This is a genomic window from Bradyrhizobium sp. WBOS07 (assembly GCF_024585165.1).
In the GTDB taxonomy this organism is placed as follows: Bacteria; Pseudomonadota; Alphaproteobacteria; order Rhizobiales; family Xanthobacteraceae; genus Bradyrhizobium; species Bradyrhizobium japonicum_B.
Map to the genome: position 1 here is coordinate 4397271 of NZ_CP029008.1, position 25512 is coordinate 4422782.

A 25512-nucleotide genomic window follows, 5' to 3' on the forward strand; every position below is an offset into this window, starting at 1 on the left:
CGCCACTTCGTGATGCCGTACATAACCCGAAGCCGATAAGGTGGGGATAGGTTAATTCAACGAATACATGGCCTTCCTGCAAGCCTAGCATAGGCCCATGATTTGACGCGATGCGATGACATGACGGCCCAGACAGCCGCATGGCGGGCTGAAGGAGCGAACGGATGGCGGAGAGTGTCGAGAAACTCGAGGACGGGATCGTCCGTTCGGCCGAGCAGGTGTCGAGCCAGATTCGCGCCGCGAAGGATGCGATCGCCTCCGTCATCTTCGGCCAGGATCGCGTGATCGAAAACACGCTGGTCACCATCCTCTCCGGCGGCCATGCGCTGCTGATCGGCGTGCCCGGCCTCGCCAAGACCAAGCTGGTCGAGACCCTCGGCGTCACGCTCGGGCTCGATGCCAAGCGCATCCAGTTCACGCCCGATCTGATGCCGTCGGACATTCTCGGCGCCGAGGTGCTGGACGAGAGCACCACGGGCAAGCGCGCCTTCCGCTTCATTTCGGGTCCGGTGTTCGCGCAGCTCTTGATGGCCGACGAGATCAACCGCGCCTCGCCGCGCACGCAGTCGGCACTGCTGCAGGCGATGCAGGAGCAGCACATCACCGTGGCCGGCGCGCGTCACGACCTGCCGAAACCATTCCACGTGCTGGCGACGCAAAACCCGCTGGAGCAGGAAGGCACCTATCCGCTGCCCGAAGCGCAGCTCGACCGCTTCCTGATGGAGATCGACGTCGACTATCCCGATCGCGACGCCGAACGCCGCATCTTGTTCGAGACCACCGGCGCCGAGGAAACGCTGGCGAAGGGATCGATGAGCGCGGACGCGCTGATCACCGCGCAGCGGCTGATCCGGCGCCTGCCGGTCGGCGATTCCGTCGTGGAGGCGATCCTGTCGCTGGTGCGCTCCGCCCGTCCGGGTCCCGACGCCGGCGAATCCGGCAAGTTCATCGCCTGGGGTCCCGGCCCGCGCGCCAGCCAATCCCTGATGCTGGCGGTGCGCGCGCGTGCGCTGATCGACGGCCGTCTGGCGCCCTCGGTCGACGACGTGCTCGACCTCGCCGAGCCCGTGCTGAAGCACCGCATGGCACTGACCTTCCAGGCGCGCGCCGAAGGCCGCACGATTCCGGACGTGATCCGGCAATTGAAGACACGGATCGGTTGATGGCAGCGGAGAACGGGCACACGGCGAAGGAGGTCATCGCGATCCGACGTGCCGATGGCGAAAGCCGCACGCTCGCAGCTTCCTTGCCGCGCCTGGTGTTAGAGGCCCGCCGCATTGCCGCCAACGTCATCCACGGCCTGCACGGCAGGCGCCGCGCCGGCTCCGGCGAGAATTTCTGGCAATATCGCCGTTTCGTCTCCGGCGAGCCGGCGCAGAACGTCGATTGGCGTCGCTCGGCGCGGGATGACCTTCTCTATGTCCGCGAGCTCGAATGGGAAGCCTCGCACACGGTCTGGATCTGGCCCGACCGCTCGCCCTCGATGGCGTTCGCTTCGAAGACCGCGCGCGAGTCCAAGCTCGAGCGGACGCTGATCGTCGCCTTCGCGCTGGCCGAGCTGCTGGTCTCCGGCGGCGAACGCGTCGGGATCCCCGGGCTGATGGCGCCGACGGCGAGCCGCAGCGTCATCGACAAGATGGCGCAGGCGATGCTGCATGACGATGCCGATCGGCTCAGCCTGCCGCCGTCCTTCGTGCCTGCTGCGCTCGCCGAGACGATCGTGCTGTCGGATTTCTGGTCGCCGATCTCCGAGATCAGGACCACGCTCGCAGGGCTGTCCGGCTCGGGCGCGCACGGCACGCTGGTGCAGGTCGTCGACCCCGCCGAAGAATCGTTTCCCTATTCCGGCCGTGTCGAGTTCGTCGAGCCCGAAGGGTTCGGCGTGATCACCGCCGGCCGCGCCGAGAGCTGGGCGCAGGATTACACCACGCGGCTCGCACTGCATCGCGACCAGATCCGCGCCGAGACGAGCAAGCTCGACTGGCTGTTCACGACGCACGCCACCGACCGCTCCGCCGCCGAGCTCTTGCTGTTCCTGCATGCCGGCATGCAGGTGAGCAAGTCGGGCGCCCGCACCACGACCATCAAGGCGGGGCCGGCCGCATGATGGGACTGCCGCTCGCCTTCACCCAACCGCTGCTTCTGATCGGCCTCGTCAGCCTGCCGGTGCTGTGGTGGCTCTTGCGCGTGATGCCGCCGCGGCCGCGCCGCATCGAGTTTCCGCCGACCCGCCTGTTGTTCGACATCGCCCCGCGCGAGGAGACGCCCTCGCGGACGCCATGGTGGCTGACCGCGCTGCGGCTGCTTGCGGCAGCGCTGGTGATCTTCGCCGCCGCCGGCCCGATCTGGAATCCGCAGACCGGCCTTGCCGGCAGCACGGCGCCGCTGATGATCGTGTTAGACGACGGCTGGAGCGCCGCATCGCACTGGGATGTCAGGATCAGGGCCGCCGACGAGCTGATCGCCAACGCCGACAACGACCGCCGCGCCATTGCGCTGGTGCCGCTGTCCGAGCCGAGCCGCGACATCACCCTGATGCCGGCGGGCGCCGCGCGCGTCGCGCTGCGCCAGCTCGCGCCAAAGCCCTATTCGATCGACCGCGTCGACACGCTCGCCGCGATCGACCGCTTCCTGAAAGCCACCGGCGATTGCGAGATCGCCTGGCTGTCGGATGGCGTCGACACCGGCCGCGGCGAGGAATTCGTGGCCGGCCTCGGCAAGACCATCGGCGAGCGCAGCCTGACCATCTTCGATGGCGGCACCCCCTCGCCGCTGGCGCTGGTCGCAGCCGAGAACGCCGCCGCGAAGATGACGGTGAAGGTGCTGCGCACCGACAGCGGCATCGTGGTCGGCACCGTGCGCGCGCTCGACCAGAAGGCCTCGCCGATCGGCGAAGCGCGGTTCTCGTTCGGCCCGCAGGACAAGGAGACCGACGCCGCGTTTGATCTGCCGGTCGAGCTGCGCAACGACATCAACCGGCTCGAGATCTCGGGCGAGCGCTCCGCCGGCGCGGTGCAGCTGCTCGACAAGCGCTGGCGCCGCCGCGCCATCGGCATTGTCTCGGGCTCGACCAGCGAGACCGCGCAGCCGCTGCTGGCGCCGACCTTCTACCTCGCTCGTGCGCTGACGCCGTTCGCCGACGTCAGGCTCGCCGACAAGGGCTCGCCGCAGCAGGGCATCACACAATTTCTGGACCAGAAGCTGCCGATGATCATCCTCGCCGATGTCGGCACCATCGCGCCGGAGTTGCGCGAGCGCCTCAACGCCTGGATCGACCAAGGCGGCGTCCTGGTGCGGTTCGCAGGGCCCCGACTGGCGCAGGCCGAGGACGACCTCGTGCCGGTCAAGCTGCGCAAGGGCGGCCGCACGCTCGGCGGCAGCCTGACCTGGGAGAAGCCGCAGCATCTGGCCTCCTTCGCGGCCGACGGCCCGTTCGCCGGCGTCGCGGTCCCCAGGGACGTCGCCGTCAGCCGCCAGGTGCTGGCCGAGCCTGACGCCGTGCTCGCGACCAAGAGCTGGGCCTCGCTGGAGGACGGCACGCCGCTCGTCACCGGCGAGCATCGCGGCAAGGGGCTGGTCAGCCTGTTCCACGTCAGCGCCGACATGCGCTGGTCGGATCTGCCGATGTCCGGCACCTTCGTCGAAATGCTGCGGCGGATCGTCGACATGTCCGGCTACACGTCCCAGCCCGGCGCAGGAATTGCCAGCGAAGCGACCACCGAGACGGTGGCGCCGCTGCACATCCTCGACGGTTTCGGTGCCTTCGGCCCGCCGCCGGCGACCGCAAAGCCGCTGCCCGCCGATTACCGCGACCGCGCCACATCAGATCATCCGCCCGGGTTCTACGGCCCGGCCGAAGGACCGCTCGCCGTGAACACGCTTGCCAGCGCCGACCGCATCGCGGCCCTCAACACCACGAGCCTGCGCGCCCGGCACGCCACCTACACCAATGCCGAGCCGCGCGACCTGCGCGGCTGGCTGCTGTCGACGGCGCTCGCGCTGTTCCTGATCGACGCCATCATCGTCGCGGTGCTCGGCGGCGGCATCGCCGCGCTGCTGCGCCGCCGCGCCGCGCCCGCCATGATCGTGCTCGGCCTGCTGCTCACCACGCTCGCGCCGACGCCGTCACGCGCCGACGGCGCCGCGGACGATTTCGCGATGAAAGCGACGGCGCAAACCCGCCTCGCCTATGTCGTCACGGGCAATGCCGACGTCGATTCCATCGTCAAGGCGGGGATGAACGGGCTGACGCTGTTTTTGGCCCAGCGCACCGCGCTCGAGGCCGGCGATCCCGTCGGGATCGATCCGGCGCGCGACGAGCTCGCCTTCTTCCCGCTGATCTACTGGCCGATCGTGCCGGGCGCGCCGAAGCCGCCGCGGGACGCCATCAACAGGATCGATGCCTACATGAAGCAGGGCGGCACCGTGCTGTTCGACACCCGCGACGCGATCGAGGCACCGCCCGGCGCGAACGGGGCGTCGCAGACGCCGGGCATGCAGACCTTACGCGAGATTCTGTCGTCCCTCGACGTGCCCGAGCTCGAGCCGGTGCCGCGCGAGCACGTGCTGACCAAGACCTTCTATCTGCTGCGCGACTTCCCCGGCCGCTTCGTCACCGGCCAGACCTGGGTCGAGACCCTGCCGCGCGACGAGGACGAGGACAGCGCGCAGCGGCCGGCGCGCGGCGGCGACGGCGTCTCGCCGATCATCATCACCTCGAACGACCTTGCCGGCGCCTGGGCGGTACGGCCCGACGGCCAGGCCATGCTGCCGGTGACCGGCGGCGACACCCGCCAGCGCGAATTCGCCTACCGCGCCGGCGCCAACATCGTGATGTACACCCTGACCGGCAATTACAAGGCCGACCAGGTGCACGCACCGGCCCTGATCGAACGGTTGGGGCAATAGGATCGAGATGAATTACGGCATCGCATTCACGCCGCTCGTCCCCGCCATCGTGCTCTGGCTCGCGCTCGCCGCGATCGTCGTCATCGCGATCGTGCTGCTGGTGGCGCGGGCGCGCGGCGCTGCCGTGCGCGTGGCCGCGCTGGCGCTGTTCCTGCTCGCGCTCGCCAACCCCTCCTTCACCCGCGAGGAACGCGAGCCCCTCACCTCGGTCGCCGCGATCGTCGTCGACAAGAGCCCAAGCCAGAATTTCGGCAACCGCAATCGCGAGGCCGCAGCTGCGCAGGAAGCGCTGGTCGACAGCCTGAAGAAGATCAAGGGGCTTGAGGTGCGCGTCGTCGATGCCGGACAGGCCGACGGCGAGACCGACGGCACCAGGCTGTTCGGCGCCCTCGCCTCGACCTTGTCGGACATTCCGGTCGACCGCGTCGCCGGCGCGTTCCTGATCACCGACGGCCGCGTCCACGACATTCCGGCGAACGCCGCCGCGCTCGGCTTCCAGGCGCCGGTGCATGCGTTGATCACCGGCCAGAAGGACGAGCGCGACCGCCGCATCGCGATCACGGCCGCGCCGCGCTTCGGCATCGTCGGGCAGAGCCAGACCATCAGCTACCGCCTCGACGACCAGGGCGTGTCCGGCGAGCGCGCCAAGGTCACGATCCGCAGGGATGGCGAGGTCATCAACGAGCGCACGCTCTCGAGCGGCCAAGCCGCCAGCGTCGACGTCGACATCAAGCATGCCGGACCGAACATCGTCGAGATCGAGGCCTCGCCGCTCGAGCGCGAGCTGACGCCGGTGAACAACCGCGCCGTCGTCGCCATCGACGGCGTGCGCGACAAGCTGCGCGTGCTACTGGTCTCGGGCGAGCCGCATTCCGGGGAGCGCACCTGGCGCAACCTCTTGAAGTCCGACGCCAGCGTCGATCTCGTGCACTTCACCATTCTGCGGCCGCCGGAGAAGCAGGACGGCACGCCGATCAACGAATTGTCGCTGATCGCGTTTCCGACCCGCGAATTGTTCCAGCAGAAGATCAACGAATTCCAGCTGATCATCTTCGACCGCTACGCCCGTCAGGGCGTGCTGCCGATCGCCTATTTCGACAACATCGCGCGCTATGTCCGCTCGGGCGGCGCGGTGCTGGTCTCGGCCGGCCCCGACTACGCCTCCACCACCAGCATCTGGCGCACGCCGCTGGATACGGTGCTGCCGGCCGAGCCGGTCGGGGTGACGGAAAAGCCGTTCTATGCGCATCTGTCCGACCTCGGCAAACGCCACCCCGTCACGCGCGGCCTCGAAGGCTCCGCCTCCGAGCCGCCGCGCTGGAGCCGGTTCTTCCGCACCGTTGATACCCGCAATTCCGTCAACCCACCGGTGATGACGGGTGTCGACGGCAAGCCGCTGTTGTTCCTGTCGCGCTTCGGCGAGGGCCGCGTCGCGCTGCTACTGTCCGACCACATCTGGCTGTGGGCGCGCGGCTATGAGGGCGGCGGCCCGCATCTGGACCTGCTCCGGCGGATGTCGCACTGGCTGATGAAGCAGCCCGACCTCGACGAGGAGGCGCTGCGCCTCCAGGTGCAGGGCAAGAATCTCGTGGTGGTGCGCCAGACCATGGCGGACAGCGTCCAGCCGGTGAGCGTGACCTCGCCGTCCGGCGCCTCGCAGGATTTGACGCTGAGCCCAGGGGAGCCCGGCGAATGGCGCGCAAGCCTGCCGGCGAGCGAGCTTGGGCTGTGGCAGGCCACCGACGGCACACTGAAGGCGCTCATCAATGTCGGCCCGACCAATCCGAAGGAGTTTTCGGAAGTCACCTCCACGGTCGAGACCTTGAAGCCGCTGACGCAGGCGACCGGCGGCAACGCCGTGCGCGTCGCGAATGGCTCAAGCGTCGAGCTGCCGCGCGTCCTCCCGGTGCGTTCGGCCAGCGTCTTTGCCGGCGACGGCTGGATGGGGGTGCGGATGCGCGATGCCAGCGTCGTCAAGGGCGTCGGCGTGCTGCCGATCTTTGCCGGCCTGATTGGCCTGTTGCTGCTGCTCGGCGCGTTTGCGGCGACCTGGGTCCGCGAAGGGCGCTGAACGCTCCGTTGCTCGAACGCCACATCGGCCTGTCACCCGCGCTGGGCGGGTTGGAGTGCCGTTGACATCAGCTGACGATTGGAGCGATGTTACATTATAACATCGCGACGCCCCAGGGACTGGGCGCCTCGCGATGTGGGGGTGGCGTTTTCCGATGAAGTGGTTCCGGTCGAATCTCAGGCACGGCGCCCGGCTCGCGTTGTTCGCGATGCTGGTGCAGCTCGCGCTGACGTTCGGCCACAGTCATTGGTTCGCTCAGGCCGCTACCCTGGCCCAGTCCACGCTCCACCAAGTCGATGGCAGCAAGGATCAAGCTGCGGGCGACCACGCGGCCGTTCACAAGCAATCGCCCTCAAGCCCCGACCGCGACCACCCCGGCGAGGACCATTGCGCGATCTGCACCGTCGTCGCGATGGCGGGCACGATCCTGTTCGCGACGCCGCCCCTGTTGCAGCTGCCGCAGGCGATCGACCTGCTCTATCGCACCACCGATGCCGAATTCCTCCATCTGAAATCGGCCGGCACGGCGTTCCAGCCGCGCGCACCTCCCGCCTCCTGACTCCCGACACCACTTGATCACGCCCGCCGTCGCGCTCTCAGGCGCTCGGCCGGGAAAAGTTGAAGTCGAATTCCGTCGCACCGCGGCGGCAGGCCGCCTCCGATCAGCAGACCATCATCCGGACGGCGCCTGACTGGAATCAGGACAATGTCATTCAAATCGCGACGCGCGCAACGACTTGGCGGAGCAAGCCTGCTCCTGCTCGGCGCTGCCGCCACGCCCGCCTTCGCCCAAACGCCTGCACAGGACAAATCGTCGACCGAGATTCCCGCCGTCACCGTGACGGCGCCAAGCCCGATCGTGCGCAGGGCGGTGGTGCCGTCCCGCAACCCAGGCCGCGGTACACGGACCGCACGGGTGCGCAGCCGCGAGCAAGCGGCGGAAGCAACGCCGGCAGCCCCGGTGCCCGCCGCGCCTCAGCAGGGCGTGCTGCCTGTTGTGACCGATCAGTTCGCGACTGTCACCGTGGTGCCGAACGAGGAGATCCGGCGCAACGGCGGCGGCACGCTCGGCGATCTCCTGTTCTCCAGGCCCGGCATCACCGGCTCTGAATACGCTCCCGGCGCCTCCAGCCGCCCCATCATTCGCGGGCTCGACACCAACCGTGTCGGCATCGTCGAGAACGGCACCGGCAGCAACGGCGCGTCCGATCTCGGCGAGGATCACTTCGTGCCGGTTGATCCGCTGGCAGCCAACCAGGTCGAGGTCATCCGCGGACCGGCGACGCTGCGCTACGGCTCCACCGCGATCGGCGGCGTGGTCAGCGCAACCAACAATCGAATTCCGGATGCCTTGCCATCCTGCACGGCGCCCTTTGCAACTTACGGACTCCCGACCAAGGCGCCTCTGGCAAACATGGGTTCGCCGGGCTGCATCACTGCGGAAACGCGGACGGCCGTGACTTCGGTCGATCGCGGCACCGAAGGTGCCGTACTGCTCGACGCCGGCGGCGGTAACTTTGCCGTGCACGCCGATGCCTTTGGCCGCAAGGCCGGCGACTACAGCATCCCGAGCTACCCGTTCTTGACCGACCCGACGCTGCCGTTCAACGGTCGCCAGCCGAATTCGGCATCGCAGGCCTACGGCGGATCTGTCGGCGGCTCCTACATCTTCGATGGCGGATACGTTGGCGCGGCGATCACGCAGCACAACGCGCTCTACCACATTCCCGGTATCGAGGGCAGCGAGTTCCTGACGCGGATCGACGGACGACAAACAAAGTTCACGACAAAAGGCGAATATCGGCCGGACGCTGCGGCCATCGATGCGATTCGGTTCTGGGCTGGGGCAACCGACTATAAACACGATGAGGTCGGGCTCGCCGACTCTGCCGATCTCACCTCCCTCGGCGTGAGACAGACCTTTACCAGCAAGGAACAGGAAGGCCGCGTCGAGGTGCAGCTTGCGCCGTTCGACGTTCGCTTTGCTGCGCTGACCACCGCCGTGGGCGTTCAGGCGTCGCACCAGAAGCTGACCGCGCCGAGTCCGGACGATCCAGTCAGTCCGATCAACGGTCTGTTCGATCCGAACAAGAACACGAAGGTCGCCGGGTACATCTTCAACGAGTTCAAGTTCAGCGAAGCGACCAAGGCTCAGATCGCCGGACGCATCGAGAGCGCAAGGTTGAGCGGTACGGCGCCAGCCTTCGTCCCCGATGTATTCGACCTCACCGTCGATCCCGCCGCGATCGGCCCCGCAACGGCAGTCAACCGCAACTTCACGCCGGTGAGCGGGAGCGTCGGCCTGATCCACAGCCTTCCGTGGGATCTGGTCGCGAGCATCACCGGCCAATATGTCGAGCGTGCGCCGAAACCGGCGGAGTTGTTTTCGCGCGGCGGCCACGACGCCACCACCACTTTCGACATAGGCAATCCCAATCTCGGCATTGAGACCGCCAAGTCGGTCGAGGCGGGACTGCGGCGGGCGGTAGGACCGCTTCGCTTCGAAATCACCGGCTACTACACCAAGTTCAACGGATTTATCTACCGGCGCCTGACCGGCAACACATGTGAGGACGGCGTTTGCCAGCTTGGCGCGGGCCTCGAACTGAATCAGGCGGTCTATTCGCAGCGCGACGCGACATTCCGGGGCGGCGAATTCCAGTTCCAGTACGACGTGATGCCGGTCTGGAACGGGATCTGGGGCATCGAAGGTCAGTACGACATCGTGCGCGCGACCTTCGACGACGGCACCAACGTGCCACGCATTCCGCCCCAGCGGCTGGGCGGTGGTGTGTACTATCGCGACGCCGACTGGTTTGCGCGGATCAACCTGCTGCACGCGTTCGCGCAGAACGACATCGCACCGATCGCGGAGACGCCGACGCCTGGCTACAACCTGCTAAGGGCCGAGGTCAGCTACAAGACGAAGCTCGATCAAAGCTGGTTCGGCGCGCGCGAGATGCATGTTGGGCTCGTCGGCAACAACCTGCTGAACGAGAACATCCGCAATGCCGTCTCCTTCAATAAGGATCAGGTGCTGTTACCCGGCATCGGCGTGCGGGCGTTCGCGAACTTCAAGTTCTAGGCTTGACGTCGGTCGGGGCCTGCGGGCCCCGGCATACATGCCGTCATTGCGAGACGTGGGCGCTGCTCCTCCAATTGACGGCGGCGTAGCCGGATGGAGCGCTGCGAGCCTATCGCGCCTGCGCCGACGAGCCGGCATCGAAACCGGGCGATCAAGGCGCCCGCGGCCTCGCGCGGCCAGGCCGGACTCGGCGGCCTCTTTGTCCGTTCGGACGGTACAGCAAGACGTTCGATCGGCAAGTACGGCTTGCAGAACCATAGGCAGCAGAAGCAATATGTATCTGGGAAGATTTGATGTAGCTCAACATTCACCATATCGCTTCGGTGCCAGCTCACTGCTGGCACCCTGCTCTTGAATGGAGGTACGATGCGCACGATCCTTCTCATACTGATGCTCATGGCACCCATCACCACCGCTCATGCTGAATATGATTATCCTTGGTGCGTCTATGGTGGAGAGCTCGGCCCCTCCGGCGAGTGTCTTTACCGAACAAGAGAGCAGTGTCTGGCCTCGGCATCCGGCCGGTGGAATACATACTGCGATGTGAACCGGTACGTTCTGTTCCAGCAGCGCGCATTGCAGCCGCGGCCGAAGAAAGCTCCTCGCCATTGAGAGACAATGTGCGGACGGGCGTTCTCTTCTCGACGCTGGAAGAAAGTACCGCTTATCCGCTGCCGGATCGCGAGCTGCTTTTCGACAGGCGATGGAGCGCGCTTCGGGTCATCCGCGCCGGCCGAGCCCAGCGGCAGCCCAATCTTATCCCCGCGCCTTGCTCCAGTCGGGGCCCACCGTCCCCGACACGCCCTCGAAGGCGCCGTCGACGAGCTCGAACACCAGGATACGGGCGGCATCGACCGGGCCCGGCATCGTGACGCGGCCCTTCGGCACCGGCTTGAAGCCGACACGACTGTAATAGGGCTCGTCGCCGACCAGCAGCACGAGACGGTGGCCTCTCGCCTTCGCGTCCTTCAGCGCACGCTCCATCAGCAGACGGCCGACCCCGTGGCCGCGGAACGGCGGCTCGACGGTGAGCGGCCCGAGCAGCAGGGCCGGCGTCTCGCCGATCAAGATCGGCAACTGCCGGACCGAGCCGACCAGCAGCGTGCCGATGCGGGCGGTGAAGGACAATTCGAGCAGATGGTCGACGTGCTCGCGAATCCGATAGGCGCTGAGCACGAAACGGCCGGGACCGAAGGTGCGTTCATGCAGCCGCTCGATCGACTGGGCGTCGCCGGCGGCCTCGGGGAGGACGGTGAGTGAAAGGTCGGTCATGGCAATCGCGGGATAGCATTGGAACGCGGCGCGGTCCATTGGGCAGCGAAGCCGCTCGGGTCCATTTTGGGGCGCCGATCCGACAGGTGTTCAGAGACCTCAGCTCGCTCCTGTCGAATGACGATCCTCATGCGCAGACACGGCCCGCCCTCACCGCCACGTCGCAATCAGGGGCCGGCCGTCGAGCACTTCCGCGATCCGCAGCCGCGTGCCGGACGTGGTCCCCTCGGGCAGCGCATCGGTCGCGAAGAACCCGCATTCGACGATCTCGCGGTTGGGTGCGGGCAGCCGGTTCTGGCTGAACTGCCTGACCACGTAGACGGCGACGTGGTCGCGGCGCGAGACGTGGCTGTTGAGGAAGATACCATGCAGGATCGCCTCGCCGGTGAGATGGATGTCGCCCTCCTCCTTGAGCTCGCGCCGCATCGCCTCATCCATGGTCTCGCCGAAATCGACGCCGCCGCCGGGCAGGTACCAACCGCTGACATAGCTGTGCCTGACCAGGAAGACCCGGTTGTCGGCATCCAGCACCACGGCGCGGACGCCGAGCGTCATGCCGCGCACCAGGAGAAAATAGGCGTGGAAGAAGCGCCGCAGCAGCGGCTCGGCTCTGCGTCGGGCTCGGTTCAGACGTTCTCCCATCAGGCTTCCTCGACGCCGCGGCTCAGGCCGTGCTTGCGCACTGCTTGCGAGCTTGCCATTACAGCGGAGCAATAGCGAGGCAATCGCGCCCCATGACTCCCAACAGGCTGGCTCCCTTCACGCTCGCCCATCTGTCCGATCCGCATCTTCCGCCGCTGCCGAAACCGCGGCTGATCGAACTCGCGGGCAAGCGCGCCTTCGGCTACGTCAACTGGACCCGCAACCGCCACAAGTACCAGCGCCGCGAGGTGCTCGACGCGCTGGTCGCGGACATGAAGGCGCAGGCGCCCGACCACATCGCGGTGACGGGCGACCTCGTCAATCTCGCGCTGGAAGCCGAGTTCGCGCCTGCCCGCGCCTGGCTCGACGATGTCGGCCCGCCCGACCGCGTCACGACGATTCCCGGCAATCACGACGCCTATGTCCGAGCTACCTCGCACCGCTTCGGCGAGACCTTTGCGCCCTATCTTGCGGGCGACGACGGCCGCGTCGGTTTTCCCTCGGTGCGCCGGCGCGGGCCGCTCGCGCTGATCAGCCTGTCGACGGCGGTGCCGACGCTGCCGCTGATGGCAACGGGCACGCTCGGACGCGATCAGCTCGCCGCCCTCGAAACGGTCCTGGAACGGCTCGCGACCGAGGACGTCTTCCGCGTGCTGCTGGTGCATCATCCCCTGAAATCCGACGCCCGTCAGAAGCGTATGACGGACGCGCCCGCGCTGCTCGAGCTGCTCAAGCGCCACGGCGTCGAGCTGATCCTGCACGGGCACGACCACGTTCATTCGACCGTGTGGGTCGAGGGTCCCAACGGCGACATTCCTGCGCTCGGCGTGCCCTCGGCCTCCGCGCTTGCGCACGGACGCTATCCGGCGGCGGCGTATAATCTGCTCCGGATCGAGAAGGACAATGCCGGCTGGCGCTGCGAGCAGACGGTGCGGAGCCTGGGGGCGGGTTTTCAGGTCGGGCAGATCAAGCATGTGAGGTTGATTTAGGGCCGGCGTCGTTGCGGGTCCGTAGCCCGGATGGAGCGAAGCGCAATCCGGGGCAGCGCGCCTGTGGCAACAGGTTTCCCGGATTGCGCTTCGCTCCATCCGGGCTACGAGAACCGTCGTCACCAGCTCCGCAAGGCCGCCAGCACCGCGACGCCGAACAGCGCGGCCGCACCTAGCACGAAGCCGAACACGAACGGCCAGAAGCGCGAGCGGCGCGGTGGCGCGACGACCGGTGCCTGCGGTTCGGGAGGAACGACCATGGCCCGCTCGCGCTCGACCATGCGGCGCGCGACATAGTCGGTGACGGCCTCGACGATTGCCGCGGTGTCGTGCGATTCGGCGAGCACGATGCGGCCGAAACGGGTGTCCTGGACGAAGCGGTACATCCGCTTGTCGCGCCCCATCACGATGTGGGCGACGACGTCGATCCAGAGCCTCGGCGTATCGCCCTGGCTGACGCCGCGGTCGAACAGGTCGATCTGATCGGGCACCTGCGCGAACAGGGGATCGAGCGCATCATTGAGGATCTCGAGCCGCGCCACCTCGGCGTCCCTGAGATCGACGACGACGCCGGTCCGGTCGGCGGCCTCGATCCGCGCGCGCAGCAGCGCATCGCGCAGCCGCACCGGGCGCGGCTGGCCGGGATGGGTCCCGCTGGTCTCGGGCTCTGACATTGTCGGCCTCGTCCTCGACTTTCCGCGATTAACCTATCAGCAACCAAACCCTCCGCAAAGCCCTACAATTCCAGCTACTTACGGCGCCCACAGCCGTTTGACCTGTGCCAAAAACAGACGATCCCACCCAGGCAGGGCCTGGATGGGACCGTCCGTCCTTGGACGTCTTCTTAAGTGAGGGCGATCAGGCCGAGACCCGGGAAGGCTCTTCCACGATCGAGAAGCGGACGCCGGCCTTGTGGCGGCTCTCTTCCGAGACTTCCTTCCAGCAGTCCTCGGCTTCCTTGCGGGTCTTGAACGGACCCTTGACCTGGGCGGAGCCTTCCACGAGCTTGTGGAAGTTCATCGAGCCGAACTCGCCGCCGATCACCCAGAAATTGCTGCCTTTGGTCATTGTCAGTCTCCTGTCGAATGGCGTGATGGGTTAGCCGAACTGGTTCATCGTGTTGTGGGCACCGCCCGCCTTCAGGGCGGCTTCACCCGCGAAGTACTCCTTGTGGTCGTCGCCGATGTCGGAGCCGGCCATGTTCTGGTGCTTCACGCAGGCGATGCCCTGACGGATCTCGGCGCGCTGGACGTTCTTGACGTAGCCCAGCATGCCCTGCTCGCCGAAATATTCGCGAGCGAGATTGTCGGTCGAGAGCGCCGCCGTGTGATAGGTCGGCAACGTGATCAGGTGGTGGAAGATGCCGGCGCGCTTGGCCGAATCCGCCTGGAAGGTACGGATGCGCTCGTCGGCTTCCTGCGCCAGCGGCGTCTCATCGTACTCCGCCTTCATCAGCTCGGCACGGTTGTACTTGCTGACGTCCTTGCCGGCGTCCTTCCAGGCATCATAGACCTGCCAGCGGAAGTTGAGGGTCCAGTTGAAGGACGGCGAGTTGTTGTAGGCGAGCTTCGCGTTCGGCACGACCTTGCGGATGCGATCGACCATGCTGGCGATCTGCTCGATATGCGGCTTCTCGGTCTCGATCCAGAGCAGGTCGGCGCCGTTCTGCAGCGAGGTGATGCAGTCGAGCACGCAGCGGTCCGCGCCGGTACCGGGGCGGAACTGGTACAGGTTCGAGGGCAGCCGCTTCGGGCGCATCATCTTGCCGTTGCGGTTGATGATGACGTCGCCGTTGCGGGCGTTCTCCGCCGTCACTTCCTCGCAATCCAGGAAGCTGTTGTACTGGTCGCCGATGTCACCGGGCTTGTGGCTAACGGCGATCTGCTGCGTCAGGCCGGCGCCGAGCGAGTCGGTGCGGGTCACGATGATGCCGTCTTCGACGCCGAGCTCGAGGAAGGCATGGCGGCAGGCGCGGATCTTCGCGAGGAAGACCTCGTGCGGCACGGTGACCTTGCCGTCCTGGTGGCCGCACTGCTTCTCGTCCGAGACCTGGTTCTCGATCTGCAGGGCGCAGGCGCCCGCCTCGATCATCTTCTTGGCGAGCAGATAGGTCGCTTCCGCGTTGCCGAAGCCGGCGTCGATGTCGGCGATGACGGGCACGACATGGGTCTGGAAGTTGTCGATCTTCGCGATCAGCTCCTGCTCGCGGGTCTTGTCGCCTTCCTTGCGCGCCTTGTCGAGCAGGCGGAAGATGTCGTTGAGCTCGCGGGAATCCGCCTGACGCAGGAAGGTGTAGAGCTCCTCGATCAGTGCCGGCACCGAGGTCTTCTCGTGCATCGACTGGTCGGGCAGCGGGCCGAACTCGGAGCGCAGCGCCGCGATCATCCAGCCGGAGAGGTACAGATAGGTGCGATCGGTCTTGCCGCCGAAGTGCTTCTTGACCGAGATCAGCTTCTGCTGGGCGATGAAGCCGTGCCAGCAGCCCAGCGACTGCGTGTACTTGGTCGGGTCCTTGTCATAGGCCGCCATGTCGGCGCGCATCAGCGCCGCGGTGTAGCGGGCGACGTCGAGGCCGGTCTTGAAGCGGTTCTGCAGGCGCATGCGGGCGACGGCCTCGGCCGACACGCCGTTCCAGGTCGGCTGGGTCTCGAGGAGCGCCTGGGCCGCCTTGACCTCGTCCTGATACGAGGACGGGCCCTGGAGGGTGCTGATGCCGCGCGGCTGGTAGTTCATGTGCCTGATCCTTTCGCTGACGATGGCGATGGCGAGCCATCGACATTCTTGACACTGCATTGCGAGATGCGTGTCAGGAGCTAAACGCGAAAACGGAAACTTCGTACAGATGGCTTGCTTTTTATTGGTGATGTCATGTAACATGAGAACATGTAATAGATGTTATTTTGTAAAGTTTGTAAATATTAGGTCAACAAGACTGTCCTGATTGCAGACGGAGATCGCAGGATATGGCCGCCGAGTCCGGCAAGAAACTGTTCGTCGGCCCGCGTTTCCGGAGGATCCGGCAGCAATTGGGGCTGTCGCAGACCCAGATCGCCGAGGGGCTCGGAATCTCGCCGAGCTACGTCAACCTGATCGAGCGCAACCAGCGCCCGGTGACGGCGCAGATCCTGCTGCGGCTGGCCGAGACTTACGACCTCGATCTGCGCGATCTCGCCACCGCCGACGAGGACCGCTTCTTCGCGGAGCTCAACGAGATCTTCTCCGATCCCCTGTTCCGCCAGATCGACGTGCCCAAGCAGGAGCTGCGCGACCTCGCCGAGCTCTGCCCCGGCGTCACCCATGCGCTGCAGCGGCTCTATGCCGCCTATACCGAGGCCCGCCAGGGCGAGACGCTGGCCGCCGCCCAGATGGCCGACCGCGACGTCGGCACGCGCTACGAGGCCAATCCGGTCGAGCGCGTGCGCGAGCTGATCGAGGCCAATCGCAACTATTTTCCGGAGCTGGAGCAGGCCGCGGAAAATCTCCGCGACGAGCTGAACGTGCCGGCCGAAGGGCTCTACGCGGCGCTGGCCGCGCGGCTGCGGGAAAAGCATTCGATCCAGACCCGCATCATGCCCGTCGACGTGATGCGCGAGACGCTCCGGCGTTTCGATCGCCACCGCCGCCAATTGCTGATCTCGGAGCTGGTCGACCCGCCGGGCCGCGCCTTCCAGCTCGCCTTCCAGCTGGGCCTCGGCGAATGCACGCAAGCCCTGGAGAGCATCATCGGCCGCGCCGGACCGCTCGACGACGCGCCGCGCCGGCTGTTCCGCATCACGCTCGGCAATTACTTTGCAGCGGCGGTGATGATGCCCTACCCGGCTTTTCTCGCCGCGGCCGAAGCGCTCAATTACGACATCCACGTGCTGGCTCAGCGCTTCAATTCCGGCTTCGAGCAGGTCTGCCACCGCCTCACCACCCTGCAGCGGCCGAACGCACGCGGCATTCCGTTCTTCCTGCTGCGCGTCGACAATGCCGGCAACGTCTCCAAGCGCTTCTCCTCCGGCACCTTCCCGTTCTCCAAGTTCGGCGGCACCTGCCCGCTGTGGAACGTGCACTCGACCTTCGACACGCCGGACCGCCTGCTCAAGCAGGTGATCGAGCTGCCCGACGGCACGCGCTATTTCTCGATCGCGCAGATGGTGCGCCGCCCGGTCGCGCCGCATCCGCTGCCGCAGCCGCGCTTCGCCATCGGCCTCGGCTGCGAGATCCGTCACGCCGCGCGCCTGACCTACGCGGCCGGCATCGACCTGGAGAAGACCGAGGGCACGCCAATCGGCGTCAATTGCCGCCTGTGCGAGCGCGAAAATTGCGCCCAGCGCGCCGAGCCGCCGATCACGCGCACGCTGATCCTGGACGAGACGACGCGGCGGGTGTCGAGCTTCGCGTTCTCGAATGCGAGGGAGCTGTGAGGTTCGGCTGCGCGTTTGGGGGAAGGAGCACGCTACACCTACCGCTGTCATGCTCCGCGAAGGCGGGGCATCCAGTACTCCGCGGCTCATCGGCTCAATCACTGCTGCCGCGGAGTACTGGATCGCCCGCCTGCACGGGCGATGACAGCTGAGATTGCCGCGCGCCGCCGCCGTGCTTGGTTAACCCGGCCCTAATCCGCGCGCGGGATCTGCAACCAGCGGTTAAGCACGCCTCAACATCGGTGCCTTAGTCTTGCCCCACTCACTTTTCGCAAACAACGGCGGCCTATTCTGCCGGGCGAAGTGACATCAGGGGGTTTCATCATGCGCATTGCGTTGCTGCTGACCGCAACCATCGTCGGCGCGCTCTTCGCCAGTCCGTCCCGCGCCGGATCGCTCGATGCCGACCCGGCGCAGCCGCTGCCGCCGGGCTTCCAGAGCTATCGCGGCTACATGTTCGACCTATCGGAGAATTCCGAGCGCAAGGACGTCGACAAGCTCACCGACAATCTGAAGCAGCAGATCGACCTCGTCGAAGGCGCCGGCCTGTCGCCGCGCGTGTTGCGCTTCTTCCATACCGTGCCGATCGTCGCGAGCGAGCTGGCCTGCCTCGACGAAGGCGCCGCGACCGCGTGCTACGGCCGGGTCACGCCGGACATCCGCCGCACCGCGCCGCGGACGCTCACGGTGTGGGATCCGAACAAGCAGCGCTGGACCAATCCGAACGCCGTCGACCTCGCGGTCGATTCGGGGCTCGGCGTGATCATGCTGCGCCCGGACATGATGCGCTACGAAAAGGAGGCCGTGCTGCTGCACGAGCTGCTTCACGCCTATCATGCGCGGCTGCTGCCGGACGGCTACGCCAACAAGGGCGTGATCGGCTATTACGCCTTGGCCAAGTCCAAGGACCTGCTGCCCAAGGAGACCTATGCGATGAAGAATCCCATGGAGTTCTTCGCGGTGACCGCCAGCATCTTCCTGGCCGGCAAGAGCGAATTCCACGACCCGAAGTCGCGCGAGGCGCTCAAGGAGAAGATGCCGGACTATTACAAATATCTGGTCGGCGTGTTCGGATTCGACCCCGAGCCGGCGGCGGCGAGCGGTCCGGTTGCCTCGCTGAAGTAAGGCGCCCCGCCGAAACGTCGAAAGAGCCGCGCGGCATGCGCGGCTTTTTCAGTTTTGGCCCGCTGGAAGCTGCGGATGACGCACAGCCGGGAATTGCCAAGGCGGGGCCCGATCTGCATAGTCCGGCCCGCAACGATAGCGTATTTCGAAGGGGATAAGAGAACATGGCGGACGCCGACCTGGATGTCGTGATCCGGCAACTGGCCAGACAGCTGCATACGGGCCTGATGACCCGCGCCAAGGAGCGGCGGGATCGCCTCAACGGCCTGGCGACCAAGGCCAAGAGCAAGGAGACCGCCGACCGCTTCAAGATGATGGCCAAGGCCACCCTGGAGCAGGCCACCGCCGCGGCCAAGCGCCTCCAGATGTCCGCCGACAACGTCGCCGACAGCTACGCGCGGTCGATGCGGATTGCCGCCAGCGCGCCGGTTGCGGTGAAGGTGGCGAAGAAGGCCAAGGCAGAGAAGCCGGCGAAGAAAGCCGCGAGGGCGAAAGCGAAGAAGGCGAAGTAGGCGGCGAAGGAAGAAGGCCCGAGCTACACGAAATCCATCTTCTCGACGCGACAATCAGCATCGTAGGGTGGGCAAAGCGAAGCGTGCCCACGCGTCGGTGGCCGCATTGGGAAGATCGTGGGCACGGCGCTTTGCGCCTTTTGCCCACCCTGTACCCTTCTGGCGTTCGGAGGCCAGTCAGTTGGTGTAGGCTGGTCGGCCGGGCCGATCCGCCGGGAGCCGCCTTGCCCACCTGTGCCTTGAGCACCGACGTAGGACCCGCGCCCCAGCCGCTGTCCAGGATGCCATCGGCACCGGCGTAGCCGGCGCGAAGCGTCCTGGACTGCGGTGAGCACCGCGCTACCCTGGTTCACCAAGGCACGAAAGCTCTTGACCAAGGCTAGGAGGTCCTACGATTCCCGGACTGGTCCGGTTGTCTGGTCATCTCCGGCGTAATCGGCTCGCGTGCCTCCACGCAGCAATGTTCGCTTACGACCTTCGGGCGACGTGGGCCCGAAGGTCGATAGGGTCGGCCGTGACGCACGAAGCGATCCCCGGCACACACGCGTGTCAGTCCATAGCCGATCCGTCATCCGTCACATGTGGCTCCTCGAACTTTGGAGAAATCGTTCTTTCTCGCCCGGCGCATAGCCTTGGGACGCTCCGAAATACGGTTCATTGAACTGATTGTACGGTGAGGCCCGGTAGTGGACCGGCGGCCGCGACGGCATGAAGGTTTGAGGCTGCTGACGCCGTTTGTTTCCTCTGGCCGCCGCACCATTGTAGTAGGGATTGAGGACGCACATCTGACCGTTCGCCGACGCCCTGCATTGGTCCATCGTCATGTAGGTGCATCGATAGTAAGGAGTCATTCCCTGAGAAACGACGTTCAGGCACACCGGAAAAGCCGGGTCGTATCTTTGAGCCCGGGCGTGCCCGGCTGTCAGGGCGATACTCAAGGTCAAGAGCGTGAGAGTCCATTTCCGCATTGGAACCTCCTCCAAGTCCGCACGACACCGGTGCACTCTGACCGCGGTCGGCGTTGATCCAAATCAATTCCGGGAGATTGGTTCGAACGCGCGCCGTGAGGAACCGCGACATTATTGATCCGCGGCCGTATCAGTCACAGCTCTACGGCGAGCCACCTGTCTCAGACACGGAGCGGGGAGCTGCGGGCGGCGAGTGCTGCTCCAGGCCCGTCACCTTCTCGACGCGGCAATCGGCATCGGCTCGGCGCTCGCGAGTTCGGCGAGCTTGGCGCGCGCCGCTTCGCGCGCGCGGCTGTCCTTGCCGGCGGGCAGCGCCAGCGCCGCCTCGAAATCGGCGCGGGCGTCGTCGGCTTGGCCGCGGGCGAGGAACGCGAGGCCGCGGTCGAGGCGGGCCTGCGCATCGGAGGGGTCGAGACGGACCGCCGTGTTGTAGCTCAGGATGGCGCGATCGAGATCGCCCATGGCGGCGAGCGCGAGCCCGCGCTGGTGATAGGGCGCGGCGCGCTTGGGATCATGCGCGATCGCCTCGTCATAATCGGTAACCGCAAGCTCGAGGTCACCGTTCTGCCGGCGCGCCAGCGCCCGGTCGCGATAGAGCGAGGCGCGGTTGGGATTGAGGTGGATGGCCTCGTTGAAATCGGCGATCGCCCGCCTGAAGTCGCCCTGACGCAGCGCGATCCGCCCACGCCCCTCATAGGCGAAGGCGATCAGGGAGCCGCGCAGCGGCGAGAAGCCGATCACGGCCGAGCAGATGTCGGGATCGTCCTCGTCGCCGCAATTGACGACCATGTGCGTGGACAGGCCGAAAAGCACGCACAGGACGATCAGTAGTGGCACCAAAAGTCTGGTCATCTTCGGCGATGGCCGGCAGCGGGCCGGCCACGCATCCCCTTTCGAAGAATTGGTCTCGCCGGGGTGTTAACACCGGCGTCGGGGATTCTGTGTGCGCCAGGTCACAAAGCCGCACGCAAGGCCTGCGGTTCCGTCAGCCCCAAGGACCACGCGAAGGACCACGCGACGATGAGCGCCCCCACGGACCACGCGGCGGGTAGTTCTCGTTGGCGCCGACCGACGGCGCGGCCCGCGTGCCGAGCTCGGCCGCCAGCTGCTGAAGCGCGGCGATGCGGTTCTGCGTCGACGGATGGGTGGCGAACAGATTGTCCACGCCATGGCCCGACAGCGGATTGATGATGAACATGTGCGCGGTCGCGGGGTTGCGCTCGGCCTCGTAGTTCGGCACCTGATGCGCGGCGCCCTCGATCTTCACCAACGCGGAGGCCAGCCACATCGGCTGTCCCGCGATGCGCGCACCGAGGTTGTCCGCGGCGTATTCACGGGTGCGGCTGATTGCCATCTGCACCAGCATGGCGCCGAGCGGAGCGAGGATCATCATCAGGATCGAGCCGACGATGCCGAGACCATTGTTGTTCTCGCGATTGCCGCCGAAGAACATGCCGAACTGCGCCAGCATCGAGATCGCGCCGGCGATGGTCGCGGTGATAGTCATCAGCAGCGTGTCGTGATTCTTGATATGGGCGAGCTCGTGCGCGATCACGCCGGCGAGCTCCTCGCGGCTGAGCTGGCGCATCAGGCCGGTGGTGACGGCAACCGCGGCATTTTGCGGATTTCGTCCGGTCGCGAACGCGTTGGGCTGCGGCTCGTCCATCAGGAAGACCCGCGGCATCGGCAGGCCGGCACGGCCGGCAAGCTCGGCGACGAGCCCGACCAGCTCCGGCGCGCTCGAACGGTCGACCTCATGGGCGCCGTACATCGAGAGCACCATGCGGTCGGAGTTCCAGTAGGTGAAGAGATTGGTCGCCGCGGCGATAACGAGCGCGATCATGGCGCCCGAGGCGCCGCCGATCAGATAGCCGACGCCCATAAACAGGGCGGTCAGGCCTGCGAGCAGAATTGCGGTACGAAGATAGTTCATGGCCGTCTCCCAGAGCCGGCCGCGGCTGCTGGAAGCACCTGCAGGCCGGCAAGCATCAGGTAGGGATGACCCCGGCCGGAGTGCAAGGTTTCAAGGTGCGTCGCGGAGCCGCGGCACTGGTTTGCTCACCCTACTTCCATTAAACTTCATTCAGAATCCAAGCGTCTCCTCCCCGCCGGAAACTCCATGCTCCAGACCCGATTTGCGATCGCGGCCGTTGCTCTCGCTGCGCTGTCCTTTCCTGCCTCCGCCCAGCTCCAGCCTCCGCCCGCCAGGGCCCCTGCCCCCAAGGCGGCCGCGCCCTCGCCGCGCGCCGCCTCGTGCCACAACGGCGCGAGCTTCGATCGCTTCCTGGCCGACGTGAAGAGCCAGGCGGTGGCGGCCGGCGTGTCGCAGCGGACGATCGCGGAGGCCTCGCCCTACCTCGTCTACGACCAGGGCATCGTCAACCGCGACCGCGGCCAGCGCGTGTTCGGCCAGCTCTTCACCGAATTCGCGGGACGCATGGCCGCGCCCTATCGCATGCAGAACGGCCAGCAGCACATCAAGCAACACGCGGCTGCTTTCGCGCGCGCGGAGAAGGACTATGGCGTGCCGCCGGCGGTGATCGCCGCGTTCTGGGGGCTGGAAAGCGACTTCGGCGCCAACATGGGCAATCTGCCGACGCTGAAATCGCTGGTCTCGCTCGCCTATGATTGCCGCCGCTCCGAGATGTTCGTGGGCGAGACCATCGCCGCGCTGAAGATCATCGACCGCGGCGACCTGCATCCCGACGAGATGATCGGCTCCTGGGCCGGCGAGCTCGGGCAGACCCAGTTCCTGCCGGTGCATTACGTCAACTACGCCGTCGATTATGACGGCGACGGACGGCGCGACCTGTTGCGCTCGCCGGCCGACGTGATCGGCTCGACCGCGAACTACATCGCCAACGGCTTGAAGTGGCGGCGCGGCGAGCCGTGGCTGGAGGAGATCAAGGTGCCGCCGAACCTGCCGTGGGAAAAGACCGATCTCACGGTGCGGGAGCCGCGCTCGACATGGGCGCAGCTGGGGGTCACCTATCCCGATGGCCGTCCCCTGCCGAACGACAATCTGCCGGCCTCCGTGCTGCTGCCGATGGGGCGCTTTGGTCCGGCCTTCATGGCCTATGCGAATTTCGCCGCCTACACCGAGTGGAATAACTCGCTGATCTATTCGACCACGGCGGGCTATCTCGCCTCGCGCATTGCCGGCGCCGCCCCCATGCGCAAGCCGGCCCAACCAGTGCCGCAACTGCCGTTCAACGAGCTGAAGGAATTGCAGCAGCTCCTGGTGCGCGCCGGGTTTAATGTCGGCAAGGTCGACGGCGTGCTGGGCCAGCAGAGCCGAATTGCGGTGAAGGCGATGCAGACCAAGTTCGGCCTGCCGGCCGATTCCTGGCCGACCGCCGAGTTGCTCGCCCGCATGCGCGGCGGCACGGTCCAGGCGCAGCCACAGGCGACGATCCGCTGAACCCTCTGCTGTCATGCCCCGGCTCGACCGGGGCATCCAGTACGCCGCGGCCTATCGATCAACCATAGCCGTCTCGGCGTACTGGATCGCCCGGTCAAAGCCGGGCGATGACAGCGTCGCGGCGATGACAGTGAGGGTGTGGCGCGACGCTACCGCGAGCAGCGCGAGATTTTCGCATCGCACAAGCCGATTTCGCGATTGTATTTTTCCCTGAGGCTCCCATGTGAGTGGCTCAGGTTTTCTCCTGAGATTTCCCACTCACGAAGCGAGCACACATGTCCTTCTACGACGCGGTCGTCCCCGCCTATCTGCAAATGCTGAACAGCGTCACCGGGCTGCTGACCAAAGCCGAGGCGCATTGCGCGGCCAAGAAGATCGACCCCAGCGTCCTGCTCGGCTCCCGCCTCTTTCCGGACATGCTGCCGCTGTCGAGGCAAATCCAGCTCGTCAGCGATTTCGCCGCCAAGGGTTGCGCGCGCCTGACCCACAGCGAGGTCCCCTCGACGCCCGACACCGAGACGAGCTTTGCGGAGTTGAAGCAGCGGCTGGCGAAGACGATCGATTACGTGAAGTCATTCAAGCCCGAACAATTCGAGGGCGCAGATGCCAAGGACGTCACCTTCCCGACCGGGCCCGACAAGACCACGACCCTGAAGGGCCAGCAATTCCTCAGCGCGTTCTCGCTGCCGAACTTCTATTTCCACTGCGCGACCGCCCACGGCATCCTGCGCCACAACGGCGTCGAGATCGGCAAGCGCGACTTCATGGGCCTGACCTGACTTGCCAATCGCGACTTGGCAATCGCGCGCGGCAGTCGAAATCCGCCGCCGCGGCCGGGATTGCACATGAATTATGCTACGCGGGACTTGCCGCGTAGCTCGCCTGCACTTTCCGTATGGCTCGTCTCTTGCGCCTGATGTCGCGATGCACAAGTGTTCCTGACCTTTCACCGTCTGGAACATTCCAAATGAGCCGTTCGACCAAATTGTTTGAGACCTACAAGCTCGGCCCGATCACGCTGGCCAATCGCCTCGTGATGGCGCCGCTGACGCGCAACCGCGCCGTACCAGGAACGTTCGTGCCCGGCGCGCTCGCCGCCGAATATTACGGCCAGCGCGCCTCCGCCGGCCTTCTGGTCACCGAAGCAAGCCAGGTCTCGCAACAAGGGCAAGGCTACCAGGACACTCCTGGCATCTACAGCAAGGACCAGGTCGCCGGCTGGCGCAAGGTCACGGACAAGGTGCATGAGCGCGGCGGCAGGATCTTCATCCAGCTCTGGCATGTCGGCCGCATCTCGCATGTCGATCTCCAGGCAGGCGGCGCAGCGCCGGTGGCGCCGAGTGCGATCCGCGCCAAAGGCAAGACTTTCGTGAACGGCGGCTTCGCCGACGTCTCCGAGCCGCGCGCACTCGAGCTTTCCGAAATTCCGGGGATCATCGACGATTTCAAGCGCGCCACGAAGAACGCGCTCGAAGCGGGCTTCGACGGCGTCGAGATTCACGGCGCCAATGGCTACCTGCTCGATCAGTTCGCCAAGGACGGCGCCAACAAGCGCACGGACGCTTACGGTGGCTCCATCGAGAACCGGGCGCGCCTGATGCTTGACGTGTCGAAAGCCGTCGCCGCCGAGGCCGGCGCCGATCGCACCGGCATCCGCATCTCGCCGGTGACGCCGGCCAACGACATCTCCGACAGCAATCCGCAAGCCCTGTTCGATCACATCGTCGATCGTCTCAGCGCACTGAAGTTGGTCTATCTCCACGTCGTCGAAGGCGCCACCGGCGGGCCACGCGACTTCGCGCCGTTCGACTACGCATCCTTGCGCAAGCGCTTCTCCGGCGCCTACATCGCCAACAACGGCTATGATTTCGATCTCGCCACCAAGGTGCTGGACGCGAACGCAGCCGACCTCATCGCCTTCGGCAAGCCGTTCATCTCCAACCCGGACCTGGTCGAGCGGCTGAAGCAGGGTGCGGCGCTGAACGACTGGGACAAGACCACGTTCTACGGCGGCGGCGCCAAGGGGTATACGGACTACCCGACGCTGGCGGCCGAGCCGGCGGAGTAAGCGGCGCGCGGTTGCTCCATCCTCCGTCATTGCGAGGAGCGC

22 protein-coding genes are annotated in these 25512 nt (G+C 66.2%); 14 read left to right on the forward strand and 8 right to left on the reverse strand.

The features are described 5' to 3' along the window. Positions 1–164: 164 nt before the first annotated feature. The 7 genes from DCM79_RS21015 (at position 165) to DCM79_RS21045 (ending at position 10676) form a co-directional block, all read left to right on the forward strand. Positions 165–1163: a MoxR family ATPase gene (locus DCM79_RS21015; RefSeq protein ID WP_257176156.1), complete on the forward strand. Its 999-nt coding sequence runs from the start codon at positions 165–167 to the stop codon at positions 1161–1163. Continuing rightward, entirely contained in the window at positions 1163–2107 is a 945-nt protein-coding gene (locus DCM79_RS21020; RefSeq protein WP_257176157.1) for a DUF58 domain-containing protein, read from the forward strand. Before DCM79_RS21015 ends, DCM79_RS21020 begins: the two co-directional genes overlap by 1 nt. Further along, positions 2104–4908 carry a DUF4159 domain-containing protein gene (locus DCM79_RS21025; protein ID WP_257176158.1) on the forward strand — a complete coding sequence of 935 codons (2805 nt, stop codon included), beginning with the start codon at positions 2104–2106 and terminating at the stop codon, positions 4906–4908. Before DCM79_RS21020 ends, DCM79_RS21025 begins: the two co-directional genes overlap by 4 nt. 7 nt (positions 4909–4915) lie before the next feature. Next, the gene (locus DCM79_RS21030) at positions 4916–6979 is read left to right on the forward strand and encodes a hypothetical protein (RefSeq protein WP_257176159.1); all 2064 of its coding nucleotides are present in this window, start codon (positions 4916–4918) and stop codon (positions 6977–6979) included. A gap of 154 nt (positions 6980–7133) precedes the next feature. Beyond that, positions 7134–7538 (forward strand): DUF2946 domain-containing protein, encoded by a 405-nt coding sequence (locus DCM79_RS21035; RefSeq protein ID WP_257176160.1) that lies wholly within the window; start codon positions 7134–7136, stop codon positions 7536–7538. A 147-nt stretch (positions 7539–7685) separates the two neighbouring features. Beyond that, complete coding sequence (locus tag DCM79_RS21040; RefSeq protein WP_257176161.1) at positions 7686–10064, forward strand: TonB-dependent receptor; 2379 nt, start codon at positions 7686–7688, stop codon at positions 10062–10064. 396 nt (positions 10065–10460) lie between these two features. Continuing rightward, positions 10461–10676, forward strand: coding sequence for a DUF3551 domain-containing protein (locus DCM79_RS21045; RefSeq protein WP_257180806.1), 216 nt, complete (start codon positions 10461–10463; stop codon positions 10674–10676). 144 nt (positions 10677–10820) lie between these two features. Here DCM79_RS21045 and DCM79_RS21050 read toward each other — a convergent pair whose 3' ends face one another. Together DCM79_RS21050 and DCM79_RS21055 are read right to left on the reverse strand one after the other, a co-directional pair. Next, entirely contained in the window at positions 10821–11336 is a 516-nt protein-coding gene (locus tag DCM79_RS21050) for a GNAT family N-acetyltransferase (protein ID WP_257176162.1), read from the reverse strand. Positions 11337–11486: 150 nt separating this feature from the next. Further along, a complete protein-coding gene (locus DCM79_RS21055; protein ID WP_257176163.1) occupies positions 11487–11978 on the reverse strand; it encodes an NUDIX domain-containing protein in 492 nt (163 codons plus the stop codon). 107 nt (positions 11979–12085) lie between these two features. Between DCM79_RS21055 and DCM79_RS21060 the strand changes: the two genes are divergently transcribed. Further along, positions 12086–12967 (forward strand): metallophosphoesterase, encoded by an 882-nt coding sequence (locus DCM79_RS21060; protein ID WP_257180807.1) that lies wholly within the window; start codon positions 12086–12088, stop codon positions 12965–12967. A gap of 119 nt (positions 12968–13086) precedes the next feature. Here DCM79_RS21060 and DCM79_RS21065 read toward each other — a convergent pair whose 3' ends face one another. The 3 genes from DCM79_RS21065 to DCM79_RS21075 form a co-directional block, all read right to left on the reverse strand. Further along, a complete protein-coding gene (locus DCM79_RS21065; protein ID WP_257176165.1) occupies positions 13087–13641 on the reverse strand; it encodes a hypothetical protein in 555 nt (184 codons plus the stop codon). A 184-nt stretch (positions 13642–13825) separates the two neighbouring features. Continuing rightward, positions 13826–14035, reverse strand: coding sequence for a hypothetical protein (locus DCM79_RS21070; protein WP_028134831.1), 210 nt, complete (start codon positions 14033–14035; stop codon positions 13826–13828). Positions 14036–14065: 30 nt separating this feature from the next. Continuing rightward, positions 14066–15700, reverse strand: a complete 1635-nt coding sequence (locus DCM79_RS21075; protein ID WP_126260485.1) for an isocitrate lyase — start codon at positions 15698–15700, stop codon at positions 14066–14068. A gap of 230 nt (positions 15701–15930) precedes the next feature. Between DCM79_RS21075 and DCM79_RS21080 the strand changes: the two genes are divergently transcribed. From DCM79_RS21080 to DCM79_RS21090, 3 genes are all read left to right on the forward strand, one after another. Further along, positions 15931–17376 carry a short-chain fatty acyl-CoA regulator family protein gene (locus tag DCM79_RS21080; protein WP_257176166.1) on the forward strand — a complete coding sequence of 482 codons (1446 nt, stop codon included), beginning with the start codon at positions 15931–15933 and terminating at the stop codon, positions 17374–17376. 324 nt (positions 17377–17700) lie between these two features. Then, positions 17701–18501, forward strand: a complete 801-nt coding sequence (locus DCM79_RS21085) for a hypothetical protein (RefSeq protein ID WP_257176167.1) — start codon at positions 17701–17703, stop codon at positions 18499–18501. Between the two features lie 164 nt (positions 18502–18665). Further along, positions 18666–19013: a hypothetical protein gene (locus tag DCM79_RS21090; protein WP_257176168.1), complete on the forward strand. Its 348-nt coding sequence runs from the start codon at positions 18666–18668 to the stop codon at positions 19011–19013. Between the two features lie 575 nt (positions 19014–19588). Here the strand turns inward: DCM79_RS21090 and DCM79_RS21095 are convergent. From DCM79_RS21095 to htpX, 3 genes are all read right to left on the reverse strand, one after another. Next, entirely contained in the window at positions 19589–19981 is a 393-nt protein-coding gene (locus DCM79_RS21095; protein WP_257176169.1) for a DUF3551 domain-containing protein, read from the reverse strand. A 210-nt stretch (positions 19982–20191) separates the two neighbouring features. Beyond that, positions 20192–20833: a tetratricopeptide repeat protein gene (locus DCM79_RS21100; RefSeq protein ID WP_257176170.1), complete on the reverse strand. Its 642-nt coding sequence runs from the start codon at positions 20831–20833 to the stop codon at positions 20192–20194. 133 nt (positions 20834–20966) lie between these two features. Then, a complete protein-coding gene (gene htpX / locus DCM79_RS21105) occupies positions 20967–21914 on the reverse strand; it encodes a zinc metalloprotease HtpX (RefSeq protein WP_257176171.1) in 948 nt (315 codons plus the stop codon). 186 nt (positions 21915–22100) lie between these two features. Here htpX and DCM79_RS21110 point away from each other — a divergent pair, with 186 nt between their 5' ends. The 3 genes from DCM79_RS21110 to DCM79_RS21120 all read left to right on the forward strand — a co-directional run bounded on the left by DCM79_RS21110 (position 22101) and on the right by DCM79_RS21120 (position 25470). Beyond that, complete coding sequence (locus DCM79_RS21110; protein ID WP_257176172.1) at positions 22101–23402, forward strand: lytic murein transglycosylase; 1302 nt, start codon at positions 22101–22103, stop codon at positions 23400–23402. 275 nt (positions 23403–23677) lie between these two features. Next, entirely contained in the window at positions 23678–24181 is a 504-nt protein-coding gene (locus DCM79_RS21115; protein WP_257176174.1) for a DUF1993 family protein, read from the forward strand. Positions 24182–24369: 188 nt separating this feature from the next. Continuing rightward, entirely contained in the window at positions 24370–25470 is a 1101-nt protein-coding gene (locus DCM79_RS21120; RefSeq protein ID WP_257176175.1) for an alkene reductase, read from the forward strand. Positions 25471–25512: the final 42 nt, after the last annotated feature.

Excerpts from the sequence above, each read along its gene's own strand:
- DCM79_RS21045 (WP_257180806.1), top strand. The coding sequence starts at position 10,461 with ATGGCACCCATCACCACCGCTCATGCTGAATATGATTATCCTTGGTGC.
- DCM79_RS21095 (WP_257176169.1), bottom strand. The coding sequence starts at position 19,981 with ATGCGGAAATGGACTCTCACGCTCTTGACCTTGAGTATCGCCCTGACA.
- DCM79_RS21075 (WP_126260485.1), bottom strand. The coding sequence starts at position 15,700 with ATGAACTACCAGCCGCGCGGCATCAGCACCCTCCAGGGCCCGTCCTCG.
- DCM79_RS21030 (WP_257176159.1), top strand. The coding sequence starts at position 4,916 with ATGAATTACGGCATCGCATTCACGCCGCTCGTCCCCGCCATCGTGCTC.
- DCM79_RS21110 (WP_257176172.1), top strand. The coding sequence starts at position 22,101 with ATGCTCCAGACCCGATTTGCGATCGCGGCCGTTGCTCTCGCTGCGCTG.
- DCM79_RS21070 (WP_028134831.1), bottom strand. The coding sequence starts at position 14,035 with ATGACCAAAGGCAGCAATTTCTGGGTGATCGGCGGCGAGTTCGGCTCG.
- DCM79_RS21035 (WP_257176160.1), top strand. The coding sequence starts at position 7,134 with ATGAAGTGGTTCCGGTCGAATCTCAGGCACGGCGCCCGGCTCGCGTTG.
- DCM79_RS21065 (WP_257176165.1), bottom strand. The coding sequence starts at position 13,641 with ATGTCAGAGCCCGAGACCAGCGGGACCCATCCCGGCCAGCCGCGCCCG.
- DCM79_RS21015 (WP_257176156.1), top strand. The coding sequence starts at position 165 with ATGGCGGAGAGTGTCGAGAAACTCGAGGACGGGATCGTCCGTTCGGCC.
- DCM79_RS21025 (WP_257176158.1), top strand. The coding sequence starts at position 2,104 with ATGATGGGACTGCCGCTCGCCTTCACCCAACCGCTGCTTCTGATCGGC.
- DCM79_RS21115 (WP_257176174.1), top strand. The coding sequence starts at position 23,678 with ATGTCCTTCTACGACGCGGTCGTCCCCGCCTATCTGCAAATGCTGAAC.
- DCM79_RS21090 (WP_257176168.1), top strand. The coding sequence starts at position 18,666 with ATGGCGGACGCCGACCTGGATGTCGTGATCCGGCAACTGGCCAGACAG.
- DCM79_RS21100 (WP_257176170.1), bottom strand. The coding sequence starts at position 20,833 with ATGACCAGACTTTTGGTGCCACTACTGATCGTCCTGTGCGTGCTTTTC.
- DCM79_RS21120 (WP_257176175.1), top strand. The coding sequence starts at position 24,370 with ATGAGCCGTTCGACCAAATTGTTTGAGACCTACAAGCTCGGCCCGATC.
- DCM79_RS21050 (WP_257176162.1), bottom strand. The coding sequence starts at position 11,336 with ATGACCGACCTTTCACTCACCGTCCTCCCCGAGGCCGCCGGCGACGCC.
- DCM79_RS21055 (WP_257176163.1), bottom strand. The coding sequence starts at position 11,978 with ATGGGAGAACGTCTGAACCGAGCCCGACGCAGAGCCGAGCCGCTGCTG.
- DCM79_RS21020 (WP_257176157.1), top strand. The coding sequence starts at position 1,163 with ATGGCAGCGGAGAACGGGCACACGGCGAAGGAGGTCATCGCGATCCGA.
- DCM79_RS21085 (WP_257176167.1), top strand. The coding sequence starts at position 17,701 with ATGCGCATTGCGTTGCTGCTGACCGCAACCATCGTCGGCGCGCTCTTC.
- DCM79_RS21080 (WP_257176166.1), top strand. The coding sequence starts at position 15,931 with ATGGCCGCCGAGTCCGGCAAGAAACTGTTCGTCGGCCCGCGTTTCCGG.
- DCM79_RS21040 (WP_257176161.1), top strand. The coding sequence starts at position 7,686 with ATGTCATTCAAATCGCGACGCGCGCAACGACTTGGCGGAGCAAGCCTG.
- htpX (WP_257176171.1), bottom strand. The coding sequence starts at position 21,914 with ATGAACTATCTTCGTACCGCAATTCTGCTCGCAGGCCTGACCGCCCTG.